This window comes from Bacteroides sp. 224 (assembly GCF_010500995.1).
Classification (GTDB): Bacteria; Bacteroidota; Bacteroidia; order Bacteroidales; family Bacteroidaceae; genus Bacteroides.
This window is the reverse complement of sequence record NZ_QVMK01000034.1, coordinates 24,001-37,317: the sequence shown is the minus strand read 5'-3', so window position 1 is coordinate 37,317 and position 13,317 is coordinate 24,001. Positions and strand designations below refer to the sequence as shown.

The window sequence follows — 13,317 nt, the reverse complement described above, 5'->3', positions numbered from 1 at the left end:
AGGATGGTAACTTCGAGATGGAGGGGGATGGGCAATTATTCGTCTTTGCCCATTTCATTATCAGGTAATAAGTAATCTTTCGCTTTCTCAGAAGAAATAACAGAACGCCCGAGTTGTGATTCAAGTTGTTGTCTTGCTACTTTTGCTACGCTACCACCACTTTTTGCCGTTGCTGCATTTTGATTAAAACCCTTTGGATTTCTTTGTTTTGATATCTCCGTAGTAGAAGCTTCTGCAAGCGTATTCAAAGCAAGCTCAATGTTAGTCATATTGTCTCGAAGATTTTCTTTTTTCAGCCCTTTCAGTTTTTTGTATTCCTTTGTGGTGCGTCCGCTCCATTCTTTGGTGATAATGTCAGTAAGTGAAGCGTATTGTACACCATCAACTCCACTACGTTGCCATTCATCGGTAAGCTCTTTACGTACTTCGATGCTTTTGATACGTTGATTTATCCAGTTGTCGGAGTAACCAAGCCGCTTATAGTCCATAATTGCTTGATCAATGGATAATTCCGGGTCTTGTAATTGATCTACCCTGTCGCTGGCAACTTTTGCCATCCACTGTTTGAAAGGTTCTGCTTTGGGTGATGGTATGGATTGAATAAGTCGGAATAATTGTTCTGTATCCGCTACATCCGTCATTCTCATTTTACCATCAGCTGCTTGCATCTTCAAAGCGTGACAATTCGTCACGGTTTCATTTCCTTCTTCTTTTAGACGTTGTTTTAGTTTGCGCCAATAGGCTTGAGGATCCACACTATCAGTTAATACAGCTATTACATCTACAATAGAAAAATACCATTTTTCTTGTTCGTCATCCCAAATGGTACGGATTTTCTTATCTTCGAATAGTTTTAAAGATTCTTTCTTTGTCATGTCTTTCTGTTTTAACTGTGATTCTCTTGTCTATTATCCGATTGAGAGTTAGGAAACCCATCTAACTCTTTTTTTATGGATAACAGTTCCTCTTTTATATCTCTCAATCTACTGATGATCTCAAAGTTTCGGGTGGTATTCTCTTTGTTATCGGAGAGCTTCTGTCGGGCTCCGGGTAGTGTCATACCTTTCTCCTTCACTAAATGATAAACGAGTTTTATGGTCTCTATGTCTTCTTTACGATACTGTCTTGTGCCACGTACTGTTTTATGAGGAGCGATCTGTGGAAACTCTTTTTCCCAAAAACGAAGTAAAGACTCGTTGACGTTAAACATTTGTGCTACTTCGCCAATAGAGTAATATAGCTTAAAATCTTTCTTATCTTTCAGTGGCATCTTCACAAAGTTTTAGTCAAATACCTTACCGTGGTTGGCTGCAATCTGTATCATGCGGTCGTAATCTTCTGCACTTAAATCCATAAAGTAATAGTTGATGGGGTTTACATGTTGTCCTTTTACATGAACCTCATAATGGAGATGTGGACCAGTGCTTTTCCCCGTATTTCCTACGCCACCAATAACTTCGCCACGCATAACTTTCTTGCCCACTGTGGTGCGAAAATCCTGCAAATGGGCATATAATGTACGATAGCCAAAGCCATGATCAATCTCTATGGTGTTACCATATCCACTTTGCCATCCTACTTTCACTACTACGCCGTTTCCGGTGGCATATATATCTGTTCCGGAAGGAGCCGAGAAATCCATTCCTGCGTGAAATTTACGTGTGTTGTAAATCGGGTCTATACGCATACCGTATCCGGAAGCTGTTTTACGAAGATCCTTGTTGGATACCGGTTGGATGGCCGGCATACATTGTAGCATTTCCTCTCTGCTCTTGCACATATCCAATACATCATCGAAAGATCTGGATTGTATATAAAGCTGTTTAGACAGTAGGTCGAGCTTTTGAGTGTTGTCGATAACAACCTTTGCATTAGGCATATTCATCAGGTGCTTGTAGCGGTTGGTACCACCATAGCCGGCTTTTCGTATGTCTGATGGCACGGGGTCTGCTCCAAATAACACCCGGTAGAGGTTATCATCTCTTTGTTGTATGTCCTGCAATACGCCTATGGCTTCATCCAGACGTCGCGAAAGTACATTGTATTGTGCTTCCAAGCGGCTGTTTTCTATGCGAAGTTCTTTCTCCGAAGGCGAGCCGAATATAATCAGAAGAATAATAAAAGCTCCGGCCCCAAAACCCATACCAATGAAAAGGCGACGGAGTATGCTTAGCCATCGTTGACGAATGGTAGGATAAATACGGTCGTACGTTTGAGTTTGAGGGTTATAGATATAGTATACTTTACGCATAGTTGGGTTAATATTTCGCCGATAATGCGACAAAAATAATAAAAACGAGCTATCTTTGCACCATTTAAGTTTTTAAGTTTATAGTTTTTAAGTTTTTAGGTTGTTTGCGAACTGTTTTCGAATTACTAATAATGAAGATTAACATAAGTTCTTGCTTGAAGCAGCCCTTTAACTCTTTGATTACTTAACCCTAAAAACTATAAACTTAAAACTCAAAACTATAAACTTAAAACCCTAAAAACAATAAACTTAAAACTCAAATATGACTGCTAAAGAAATCAGAGACTCATTTAAGAGTTTCTTCGAGTCGAAAGGCCATAAGATAGTACCATCGGCTCCTATGGTTGTTAAAGATGACCCTACACTGATGTTTACCAATGCGGGAATGAATCAGTTTAAAGACATTATTCTGGGTAATCAACCGGCTAAGTATAAAAAGGTTGCGGACTCGCAGAAATGCTTAAGAGTAAGCGGAAAGCATAATGACTTAGAAGAGGTAGGTCACGATACATACCATCATACCATGTTTGAGATGCTTGGTAACTGGTCGTTTGGAGATTATTTTAAGAAAGAAGCCATTGAATGGGCGTGGGAATATCTGGTAACAGTATTAAAGCTTAATCCCGAGCGCTTATATGCCACCGTTTTTGAGGGTAGTCCTGAAGATGGTTTGGAACGCGACAATGAAGCTGCCTCCATTTGGGAACAGTTTCTGCCTGCCGGTCGCATTATTAACGGAAATAAACATGATAATTTCTGGGAGATGGGCGATACCGGTCCTTGTGGTCCTTGCTCCGAAATACATATTGACTTGCGTAGCGAGGCTGAACGTGCCGAGGTAGATGGGCTTACTTTAGTAAACCAAAGCCATCCGCAAGTAATTGAAATCTGGAACCTTGTATTTATGCAATATAACCGTAAGGCTGATGGATCACTCGAAGGGCTTCCGGCCAAGGTGATTGATACAGGTATGGGATTTGAGCGTCTTTGTATGGCAATGCAAGGGAAAATATCTAATTATGATACGGATGTATTCCAACCCATCATTAAAGAAATAGCTAAAATCACTCATAACGAATATGGCAAAGACGAACAAAAGGATATTGCCATGCGTGTGATAGCCGACCATATTCGTACCATTGCTTTCTCGATTACCGACGGACAATTGCCTTCGAATGCCAAAGCCGGTTATGTAATTCGTCGTATTCTTCGCCGTGCTGTTCGTTATGGATATACCTTCCTGGGACAAAAGAGTGCGTTTATGTATAAGTTGATTCCGGTTCTTATCGACAATATGGGAGAAGCTTATCCGGAATTGGTTGCTCAGAGAGTGTTGATAGAGAAAGTGATTAAAGAAGAAGAGGAAACTTTCTTGCATACGCTCGAAACTGGTATTCGCATGTTGGATAAAACCATGGAAGATGCGAAAGCCAAAGGCACAACAGTTGTAAATGGTAAAGATGCCTTTACGCTTTACGATACATTCGGGTTTCCTTTAGACCTGACAGAACTTATTCTCCGTGAGAATAAAATGACGGTGGATATAGAAGAGTTTAATGCCGAAATGCAGAAGCAAAAAGAACGTGCACGTAATGCGGCTGCCATAGAAACAGGAGATTGGGTTACTTTAAAGGAAGGTAATTCCGTATTTGTGGGTTATGATTATACCGAATACGATGCTTCTATTCTTCGTTATCGTCAAATTAAGCAGAAGAATCAGACATTATATCAAATTGTACTTGATTATACTCCGTTCTATGCAGAGAGTGGAGGACAGGTAGGAGATGTAGGTACGCTGTCTAACGAATTCGAAACCATTGAAGTGATAGACACCAAGAAAGAGAATAATCTTTCTGTACACATCACCAAAACACTACCTAAGCAGCCCGAAGCTCCTATGAAGGCTTGTGTGAATTTAAAGAAACGCGCTGCAAGTGCGGCTAACCATACTGCAACCCACTTGTTGGACGAGGCATTGCGCGAAGTTTTAGGTACGCATGTAGAACAGAAAGGGTCTTTAGTTACACCGGATGCTCTTCGTTTTGACTTTTCTCATTTCCAAAAAGTAACCGATGAAGAAATACGTAAGGTAGAGCACTTGGTAAACAAGCGTATCCGCGAGAATATAATGCAGACCGAGTTCCGGAGTATTCCAATCAGCGAAGCGAAGGATTTAGGTGCTATTGCTCTTTTTGGAGAGAAGTATGGCGATGAAGTACGTGTTGTTAAATTTGGCTCATCTATAGAGTTCTGTGGAGGTATCCACGTGCCATCTACAGGTAACATTGGTATCATGAAGATCATTTCCGAAAGCTCTATAGCTGCAGGTGTGCGTCGTATTGAAGCTGTTACAGGAGAGAGGGTTGAAGAATTGCTTGATACTATTCAGGATAGCATTGCAGAAATCCGGTCTTTATTTAATAACGCTCCCGACCTGTCGGTAGCTGTTCGTAGGTACTTGGATGAAAATGCCGGCTTGAAGAAACAAGTGGAAGACTACATGAAAGAAAAAGAAGCTTCCATCAAAGAAAGACTGATTAAAAGTATCCGAGAAGTAAATGGAGTGAAAGTCGTTAAATATGTAGGACCAATGCCTGCTGATTCTGTGAAGAATATAGCTTTCCAGTTGCGTGGAGAAATAACGGAAAATCTTTTCTTTGTAGCAGGAAGTACAGATGGACGTAAGCCATTGTTAACCATTATGCTTAGCGATAATTTGGTTGCCGGTGGAATGAATGCCGGACAATTGGTGCGCGAAGCTGCCAAGCTGATTCAAGGCGGCGGTGGAGGACAACCTCATTTTGCTACGGCAGGGGGTAAAAACATCGAAGGTTTAACATCTGCTGTATCGAAAGTACTTGAACTGGCAGGATTTTAAAAATGAATCTGTTTACTTGGAAAAGAGAGCAGATTATGCTATATTTCCTCTATGAATAGAATGAACACAGAGTCACAAAGACACAGAATTTATATTCTTTCTTTGTGACTTTGTGGCTGTTCACCTCTTTTTTTGTATACGTATCCCTCTTCTTCCGCGTATCTGTTTTAAATACTGTTACTCTGTTTGATCCTTCGGATAATTTACCAAATACAAATTATCTGTAGCTCGTGTAAAAGCTGTGTACAGCCATCGAAAATAATCCGGCGTTAAATACTCTTCCGATACATATCCTTGATCCAGAAATACATTTTTCCATTGTCCGCCTTGTGCTTTGTGGCAGGTGATAGCATAAGCATATTTCACTTGCAAGGCATTATAAAAAGGATCAGATTTAAGCTTTGCCATGCGCTCCCGTTTGTTACCAATATCGGCATAGTCTTCGAATACAGCATAGAATAATTTGTCATTATCGGCTTTGGGGAGGGCAGGGGTGTCGGTGTGGAGCGTGTCTAATAGAATTTTAACTTCTATTTCCAAGTCGTCGTAGTCGGGGAAAGAAAGTACCACATCTAAGAAACGGAAATCGTATAGCTCCTTTCCGCGACGTATTCTGCGTACGACGGCAATATCTCCGTTGGCTATAAAATCAATCTCCTTATTCTGTGCAGTCCAATAGTAGTTGTTTTTTACAATCATCAGAATGTCTCCGGTATTCAATTCATCTTCCCGATACAGAATCGTGTTTCTTATTCCCTTATTGTAAATGTTGGCACGTTTATTGGAACGACATATAACGGTTGTTTCTTCCATGCCGTCGCGCTCGTAGCATGCATTTAGCGTATCAATGAGTTCATCTCCATTGAGGCGTTTAATGTCTGCGAAGCCACTGACTTTGATGGGTGGAAGCGCAAAGCAATCTTCTTCTGCAATCAGTTTTCGGAGTAAGGTTGCATTCCAAAGAATCCCAGAGTTGTATCCCTGCCTTACTACTTCTGTAAGATTGATCTCCGTGACATCCAATCCATAGCCTTTGATGACTCCTGTAGATAGAGCCGGGCTTTCGGAATTGCCTATAGGCGGTAGCTGCGCTGTGTCTCCCATTAATAATAAACGACATCCCGGGCTTGAATAAACAAACTGTATCAAGTCGTCAAGTAATCGACCCGTACCGAATGCACTTCCTGAGAGGCCATCGTTAGAAATCATAGAGGCTTCATCAACAATGAAAAGAGTGTGCTTGTTCAAATTATCATTGATTGAGAAGTTGTTGGTATCATTCGAAAAAGATTGTTGCCTGTATATTTTTTTATGAATGGTGAAGGCCGGGTGTCCCGAATAGCCGGCAAATACTTTGGCGGCCCGTCCGGTGGGTGCCATGAGTATCACTTTCTGCTGGAGTTTATCCATTGCTTTAACCAAAGCACCTATCAGCGAGGTTTTTCCGGTTCCGGCATATCCTCGTAATATAAACAGCGCCTCATTAGACGTTGAAACCAGAAAAGAGGAAAGGTTATTTAACGCTTTTCCTTGTTCTGCGGTCAGTTCATAAGGGAAATATTCCTTAATTTGACGTTCTAAATAGTTATTAATCATTTCTGTTATGGAAAAAAGTCTTGTGAACGCTCGTTAATTAGATTTATTTATTTTATTTTTGCGGCTACGAATATAAACTAAAAAAAATATATTTATCATGAAAACAGTTGTTAATGTATTATTAGGTCTATGTATTTGTGCATTAGTATATGTTTGCTATGCAAGTATCATGGGCCCTATTAACTTTGAGAAAGACAAAAAAGTTAGAGACGCCAAGGTAATTGCGCGTTTGATTGATATTCGTAAAGCTCAGCAGGAATATCGCGTACAAAAGCTTACGTATACAAAAAGCTTCGATACATTAATTGACTTTGTTAAAACCGGCCAAATTCCGTATGTGGCTAAAGAAGGTGTTTTAACAGATAGACAGTTGGAAGATGGTTTGACTGAAAGAAAAGCGATGGCCATTATCAATAAGGCAAAACAAACCGGAAAATGGGATGAAGTGCAGAAAGCCGGTCTTGAAAATTTCAAGCGTGACACTATATGGGTATCTGTTCTTGATACACTTTACGGAAAAGGATTTAATGTTGATTCTATCAGATACGTGCCTTTCGGAAACGGAAAAGAATTTGAGATGGAATATAAACATGATACAGCTGAGTCTGGTGCTCCCCTTATTTTGTTAGAGGTGAAAACTCCTTATTCTGTTTATTTGGATGGACTTGACAAACAAGAAATTATTAATCTTATCGATCTTCAAACAAAATTGGAGAAATATCCTGGTTTGATGATTGGTTCTTTAACTCATCCAAATAACAACTCAGGAAACTGGGAATAATAAAATAAAACCAAAGAATGCCCGAAAGAGCAACTTTAGAAACACTATCCATCCGCCTGAGTGCGGATGGATTTTCTTTTTCTATCTATAATCCGATCTCTGATAATTCGATACACTATTTTGACTACAAAGTAGATCAGGCACTATCTCTGGCTGCCAATCTTAAGCAAGCATTTAAAGAACTGGATTTTTTATCTCGTGCCTACAAACGAGTTAATGTTATTGTAGTAAGCAAACGCTTTACGCTTATACCTCTTGAACTGTTTGATGATGAAATGGCCGAAACGCTTTTTTATTATAATCATCCGGTATGGGATAATGAAAAAGTATTATATAATATACTGAGGAAATACGGTACGGTTATTCTATTTGCTTTCGATAAGAGTGTGTATACTTCTATCGGCGAACACTATCCGGATACAAAGTTCTATTCGCAATCAAGTTCATTGATTGAATACTTCTCTATGAAAAGCCGTTCGGGCAATACAAAGAAAATGTATGTATATGTACATCAAAACTTTATAGATGTGTATTGCTTTGAGCGCGGACAGTTGTTGTTGGTAAACTCCTTTACTTGCAAACAAACGGAAGATCGTATTTATTATTTGTTGTATGTATGGAAGCAACTTAATATGGATCAATTGCGTGATGAATTAAATCTAACAGGTGAACTACCGGATAAGGAGCAACTGATAAAAGGACTCCAACGCTTCGTGCAACAAGTTTTTGTAATTAACCCAAGTGCAGATTTAGCCCAATCAGCAGCTTTTAATATAGAAAAGGTACCGTTTGATATGCAAATCTTACTATCTAACGATTAAACAACATGCGAATAATCAGTGGTATTTATAAAAGGAGACGTTTCGAAGTGCCCCGTACATTTAAGGCGCGTCCCACTACAGATTTTGCCAAAGAAAATCTATTTAACGTATTGAGTAGCAATTATCTTGATTTTGAAGATATAACAGCCCTCGACCTTTTTGCAGGTACAGGCAGCATTAGTGTAGAACTTGTGTCTCGTGGCTGTGAAAAGGTGATTAGTATAGAAAAAGAGCCGGCACACTTTGCTTTTATAACTAAGATTCTCAAAGAACTCAAAACAGATAAGTGCTTTCCGATTCGTGGTGACGTTTTTAAATTCGTGAGCAATACTCGCGAGCAGTTTGATTTAATATTTGCTGATCCTCCTTATGAACTTAAGGGATTAGAAACAATTCCGGACTTGATCTTTAATCACAATTTGCTTAAAGAAGATGGGATATTAGTGCTTGAACATGGAAAGAAGGATAACTTCGATGATCATCCTCACTTTATAGAAAAAAGAGTGTATGGTAGTGTAAACTTCTCTTTCTTTCGTTGATAGGTTATTTTATAAAATTCAAAACGGTTTCTTAGAGTAGGGGAGCCAATAGCCTCATAACAGACTCGATCATTCTTTGGTGAATGGGTCTTTTAACCCAATTCTTTAAATATATTTGTTTGCAATCTTTCTGATCCCGAATAAATATATCCTTCATGTAGAGGGCAGTTTCTTGGTCGTATATAAAAGCATTGACTTCAAAATTGTGTTCAAAGCTTCGGAAGTCAATGTTAGTAGAGCCAACACTTGATAGTGAATCATCAGAAACCATCATCTTAGAATGGAGAAATCCTTTTTGGTAGATATATACTTTGACTCCGGCTTTCAATAGATCCTTTAGATAAGAACGACTGGCCCAATGGGTAAATTGGTTATCGGCACGTTCCGGTATCATTAGCCGAACATCTACGCTTGCCAATGCAGCTGTCTGGAGTGCTGCTAATATGGTTTCGGTGGGCAAGAAATAAGGTGTTTGTATATAGAAATATTTTTGGGAACTGTTAAGTGCCATTGTTATCCCTTGCATAATTTCTTTCCATTCTCCAATCGGGTCGCTGGTTACAATTTGGGTCAATGCATTTCCGCTACAGGAATCAATACGTGGAAAGTATCGCGAAGCGGTGATTAAGGTACGGTCTACAAAATACCAGTCCAATAAAAAACTGGTTTGTAGGCCATGTACAGCCTTTCCTTTAATCATAATATGAGTATCTCTCCATATCCCCCAGGAGTATCCTTTTACGTAGCGCCAGGCAAGATTCATACCCCCAACAAATCCTACACAGCCATCGATCACTACAAGTTTGCGATGATTACGATAGTTGACCTTACTGGTAAAAAGAGGGAAGCGGACTTTGAGGAAGCTACGTACTTCTATTCCTCCATCGCGCATTTCTTCATAGAAGTTATTAGGTACATGCCAACATCCTACATCATCAATGATAACGCGTACTTCCACACCTTGTTTAGCCTTATCTATTAATACATCACGTATAAGCCTACCAACAGGATCATCTTCAAAAATATAATATTGCAGATGAATATGATTTTGAGCTTTCGAGAGTTCGCGAATAAGAGAATGTAGTTTGCTATAACCGTCGGTGTATGTTTCTATCTGATTACAGTCGAAAGGGAAAGATTGATTGATACCCCAGAATAAGTGCATGAGGCGGTTGTGCTCTTCCGGAATATTGAGAGGCTCTTGTGCTTGATATTCTGCCATTGGTTTCTGTAGCAGGCGGTCATAACTTTTTCTTTCAATGATGCGTTCGCGCCTGCTGGTTTGTCCAAAAAAGAAATAGAAAACCAAGCCAACTAAAGGTAGGAATATTAGTATAAGGATCCATGCAATTGTTTTTACCGGATTTCGGTTATCCAGTAAAATCACGATGATAGTTCCTATAATAATACCGGTATAAATGATATTGAAAACTATTCCGGTAATTTGGTTAGCGAGAATATTCCATTCCATATTCCATTGGCTTATAACATTCAAATGTAAACAAAATATAGCATATAAGCCAATGGAATGGTAGGAAAACTAGAAGCGTCCGCCACCGCCACCGAAGTTGCCACCGCCGTATCCGCCACTTGGGCGTTCACCTCTTGGGGGCATTCCTTCCGGACGTCCACCACCTCCAAAGTTGGCTCTACGGTTAACGCTTTTGCCGCCCAATGTGTTCAACTTATATACGAAGTGAACCATGAAGTAGCTGCCTAAAGTGTTGGTTTCGGTATCGCTGATCATATTGGCAGAAATGCTTCGGCTCAGGTTAGTTTGCTCCTGAAGAATGTCGTAAATCTTAATACGGATGGTACCTCTGTTATTTTTGAGGAAGTTCTTTGAAAGTTGTGCATTCCAAATAGCTTCGTTTTTCTTAAAATCTCCATTGTATCCATCTTTAATTCGGTAGTTTAAATCGGTAAAGAGATACAACTGCCAGGGAAGGTTGATGTTTGTACTTCCTCCTACAATGTAGTCGAATGTTTCCCTGTTGCTATTGGCTTGTTTATTGTTGGTTGTATGGTTGTAACTTACAGATCCTTTGAGTGATACATCAAAGTTATCGGTACGGTAGCTACCTGTAAGTCGTTCTCCAAGTATGAGGTTGTGGGTGGTGCTTAGCTCCGCCGGTACTTCTTCTCCTGGTTTTTGTCTTGTGCGCGTATAACTCACCGCATCAGACAGTGTAGCATTAGTGGTAGTAGAAATTGTAAATCTCCTGTTTCTCAGTGGGGTATTAAAGGTAAAAGAACCACGAGCATTCCAGTTACCATTTACATTTACTTTCTTAGAGATGGTTCCCCCTTCAATATACGTAATTTGGTTGGTTACTGCATTCTGGGTATTGCTATAAGAAAGGTTGGCTGTGTAGCTACTCATAGATGTCGGTATATACCGGTTGTAACGTAGCATCATGTTATGTGTAAATGTGGGTTTCAGGTTAGGGTTACCATATCTGATGTTTGATTTATCCGATAAGTCTATAACCTCTTGCAAATCTTCAATATTGGGTTCGCTGCTTCTACCCCTGTAGCGAAGCATCAGTATATGTTGTTTGTCAAACCGATAACGTAACATTACCTGAGGAGCAAAGTTGGTTACATTCTGCTTGGGTAATTGTTTGCTTGAGTTAGGGCCTATAGTTGTTTCACTTAAAGAAGATTGAGGGGTCAGTGTAATACCGGCGCTATACATCAGTTTAGGATAAATACCCCGAATGGAGGCTTCTATCGAATGTGTATCGTAGAAATTCTCAACACGCGAACTTAATGAATCAACATAGAGTATATTACCGGTAAGGTTGTCGTACACCAGTGATTCTGAAAGTTGCTTCCGGTGTGCAAATTCATAACGCATCTGCAAGAAGTGGTTCTTGAATATTGGTTCTGTATAAGAAGCTCCTATACTCCAGTTTCTGCTGTCTCTGGCAATGTCGGTATATAAGTCTAAGGTATCGTTGGGTATTGTGTCGTTAGAGTATACATTGGTGGTGTAAGAGTCTCTATCTGTGCCTCCATCGCTATAACCAAAACTTCCCCTTAACGAGAAATTACGCCCTTTGTTGTTTAATTTTCGGTAGAACTCTAATCTACCATTCAATGTGTAATTATTGCTTTTGCTGGAAGACCATCGATTAGATACTCTCTGTAAGGTATCTCCTTCCCACACATCCGACCAAGTAGCACTGCTTGAATTGGTGTGAGAATAAGAAGCACCTGGGCGAAAAATAACCGTAGTCATGCTATCCGGTCGCCATTCTATCCGAAAGTCGGCACGTGCATCGTGTCTTTTTCGGTTGGCGGTATTGATGTTGTTGGTGAATCTTGATCCTCTGTCAGTAAACTCTTCAGAAGAACGTTTGGTATAGGCATCATTATCAGAGAAACCATATTTCACGTTTCCTCCTATTTGCCATTTTTCGGTGTTCTTAGCATAGTTTACTCCTAACATTTTCGAAGCAGTCACTCCTGTGCCGGCATTTCGATCGCTCATCCCTTGCCCTGCATCTCCAAACTCAGAAAAACCTTGATTATTTGTGTTATTGAGAGATCCTATAATGCTTAAACTTGCATCGTCTTGGAAACGACTCACCATACCACCGGCTTCATAGCGTTCTTTGTTACCCATTCCTGCAATCAGGTTTCCTATCCAACCTTGCTTCATGCCTTTTTTAACAGTAAGGTCGAGAATGGATTCTTCGTCACCGTCGTCTATACCGGTGATTCGGGCCATGTCGCTTTTTCTTTCATAAGACTTCACATTCTCTACCATATTAACAGGTAGGTTTTTCATGGCTACTTTCGGATCATCGGAGAAGAACTCTTTCCCATCCACCATAATCTTTTTTATTTCTTTTCCGTTGATGGTTATTTTTCCTTCATCGGAAACCTCTGCACCGGGGAGTTTTTTTATTAGTTCTTCCAACATAGCCCCTTCGGGGGTTCTGTAAGCAGTGGCTGCATATATAAGCGTATCTTCTTTTACTTGTACGGGAGGTGCTTCTGCTACAATCTGAGTTTCTTTCAGCATTACTGCATCTGGCTTGATAACTATTGTACCTATATTAACGTTAGGGTTCGTAGCATTGAGTTTCAGAGATGTAATAGAGGGTTGAAAACCAATATAGCTTATTTTTAATGCATAATTACCAGGTTTTACATTGGAAAGGTTAAAATTACCTCCTGCTACTGTAGCTATACCGGCAGTATATGTGCTGTCGGGCAGCGAAAGTAGTTGTACGGTAGCTTGTACGGCCGGCTCTGATGTCTCAGCTTCAACTACTGTTCCTGTAACTGTGATTGTTTTATTATCATTTTGTGCAAAAGTCATACAGGTACTAAGTAATAGTACCGTTAAAAGAGAGATTTTTTTCATATTTATGAGCTATGAATGAGTAATAACGATTGATCCTTTGACTTGAAGATATCCGAAAGGTTTAATCCGTATT

The 13,317-nt window shown here is 39.9% G+C and carries 10 protein-coding genes; 4 read left to right on the top strand and 6 right to left on the bottom strand.

Annotation, left to right across the window (positions count from 1 at the left end; genetic code table 11):
• Positions 1–35: 35 nt before the first annotated feature.
• Genes D0T60_RS14295 through D0T60_RS14285 form a run of 3 tightly spaced genes read right to left on the bottom strand, consistent with a single transcriptional unit; the run spans position 36 to position 2,251 of the window.
• Complete coding sequence (locus D0T60_RS14295; RefSeq protein WP_163218787.1) at positions 36–875, bottom strand: Bro-N domain-containing protein; 840 nt, start codon at positions 873–875, stop codon at positions 36–38.
• Positions 876–886: 11 nt separating this feature from the next.
• The gene (locus D0T60_RS14290) at positions 887–1,270 is read right to left on the bottom strand and encodes a MerR family transcriptional regulator (protein ID WP_163218786.1); all 384 of its coding nucleotides are present in this window, start codon (positions 1,268–1,270) and stop codon (positions 887–889) included.
• A gap of 12 nt (positions 1,271–1,282) precedes the next feature.
• Positions 1,283–2,251 (bottom strand): M23 family metallopeptidase, encoded by a 969-nt coding sequence (locus D0T60_RS14285; RefSeq protein ID WP_163218785.1) that lies wholly within the window; start codon positions 2,249–2,251, stop codon positions 1,283–1,285.
• 262 nt (positions 2,252–2,513) lie between these two features.
• Between D0T60_RS14285 and alaS the strand changes: the two genes are divergently transcribed.
• A complete protein-coding gene (alaS, locus tag D0T60_RS14280) occupies positions 2,514–5,129 on the top strand; it encodes an alanine--tRNA ligase (RefSeq protein WP_163218784.1) in 2,616 nt (871 codons plus the stop codon).
• A gap of 177 nt (positions 5,130–5,306) precedes the next feature.
• Here alaS and D0T60_RS14275 read toward each other — a convergent pair whose 3' ends face one another.
• Complete coding sequence (locus D0T60_RS14275) at positions 5,307–6,725, bottom strand: AAA family ATPase (protein ID WP_163218783.1); 1,419 nt, start codon at positions 6,723–6,725, stop codon at positions 5,307–5,309.
• Positions 6,726–6,822: 97 nt separating this feature from the next.
• Between D0T60_RS14275 and D0T60_RS14270 the strand changes: the two genes are divergently transcribed.
• From D0T60_RS14270 to D0T60_RS14260, 3 genes are read left to right on the top strand one after another with little or no spacing between them, the layout of a single operon-like run.
• A complete protein-coding gene (locus D0T60_RS14270; protein WP_163218782.1) occupies positions 6,823–7,506 on the top strand; it encodes a hypothetical protein in 684 nt (227 codons plus the stop codon).
• Between the two features lie 17 nt (positions 7,507–7,523).
• A complete protein-coding gene (locus D0T60_RS14265; RefSeq protein ID WP_163218781.1) occupies positions 7,524–8,327 on the top strand; it encodes a DUF3822 family protein in 804 nt (267 codons plus the stop codon).
• 5 nt (positions 8,328–8,332) lie between these two features.
• Positions 8,333–8,866 (top strand): RsmD family RNA methyltransferase, encoded by a 534-nt coding sequence (locus D0T60_RS14260; RefSeq protein ID WP_163218780.1) that lies wholly within the window; start codon positions 8,333–8,335, stop codon positions 8,864–8,866.
• Positions 8,867–8,897: 31 nt separating this feature from the next.
• Here the strand turns inward: D0T60_RS14260 and cls are convergent, their stop codons facing one another.
• Positions 8,898–10,337: a cardiolipin synthase gene (cls, locus tag D0T60_RS14255; RefSeq protein WP_163218779.1), complete on the bottom strand. Its 1,440-nt coding sequence runs from the start codon at positions 10,335–10,337 to the stop codon at positions 8,898–8,900.
• A 69-nt stretch (positions 10,338–10,406) separates the two neighbouring features.
• On the bottom strand, positions 10,407–13,244 hold the full coding sequence (locus D0T60_RS14250) for a TonB-dependent receptor (protein ID WP_163218778.1): 2,838 nt from the start codon (positions 13,242–13,244) through the stop codon (positions 10,407–10,409).
• Positions 13,245–13,317: the final 73 nt, after the last annotated feature.

Coding starts and splice junctions, on each gene's coding strand:
- D0T60_RS14295 (WP_163218787.1), bottom strand. CDS start 875: ATGACAAAGAAAGAATCTTTAAAACTATTCGAAGATAAGAAAATCCGT.
- D0T60_RS14290 (WP_163218786.1), bottom strand. CDS start 1,270: ATGCCACTGAAAGATAAGAAAGATTTTAAGCTATATTACTCTATTGGC.
- D0T60_RS14285 (WP_163218785.1), bottom strand. CDS start 2,251: ATGCGTAAAGTATACTATATCTATAACCCTCAAACTCAAACGTACGAC.
- alaS (WP_163218784.1), top strand. CDS start 2,514: ATGACTGCTAAAGAAATCAGAGACTCATTTAAGAGTTTCTTCGAGTCG.
- D0T60_RS14275 (WP_163218783.1), bottom strand. CDS start 6,725: ATGATTAATAACTATTTAGAACGTCAAATTAAGGAATATTTCCCTTAT.
- D0T60_RS14270 (WP_163218782.1), top strand. CDS start 6,823: ATGAAAACAGTTGTTAATGTATTATTAGGTCTATGTATTTGTGCATTA.
- D0T60_RS14265 (WP_163218781.1), top strand. CDS start 7,524: ATGCCCGAAAGAGCAACTTTAGAAACACTATCCATCCGCCTGAGTGCG.
- D0T60_RS14260 (WP_163218780.1), top strand. CDS start 8,333: ATGCGAATAATCAGTGGTATTTATAAAAGGAGACGTTTCGAAGTGCCC.
- cls (WP_163218779.1), bottom strand. CDS start 10,337: ATGGAATGGAATATTCTCGCTAACCAAATTACCGGAATAGTTTTCAAT.
- D0T60_RS14250 (WP_163218778.1), bottom strand. CDS start 13,244: ATGAAAAAAATCTCTCTTTTAACGGTACTATTACTTAGTACCTGTATG.